General features: G+C 64.5%; 1 protein-coding gene. It reads left to right on the forward strand.

Features of this window, described 5'->3' with window-relative positions; all coding sequences use genetic code 11:
• On the forward strand, positions 1–256 hold a 256-nt coding region (locus SCA31_RS24425; protein ID WP_410699564.1), incomplete at both ends, for an MMPL family transporter.

The raw sequence follows: 256 nt of genomic DNA on the forward strand, positions 1-256 counted from the left end.
GACGGCAACGCGGTGCAGTTCATCGTGCCTGTGTCCTCCTCCAATGAGTTGCGGACCCACGTCCAGGAACTGCGCGATACCGTGCGGTCCGGCGTTCCGGGCGTCCACGCCTGTGTCACTGGCCCTGCCGGGCTGACCGCAGACCTCGTCAACGCCTTTGGCGGCATCGATGGAATCCTGCTGTTGGTCGCACTGGGTGCCGTTTTTGTGATCCTGCTGCTGGTGTATCGCTCGCTGGTGCTGCCCCTGGCCGTTC

Origin of the sequence: Chryseobacterium sp. SIMBA_028, from assembly GCF_046535285.1 — a bacterium.
Lineage (GTDB): Bacteria > Bacteroidota > Bacteroidia > Flavobacteriales > Weeksellaceae > Chryseobacterium.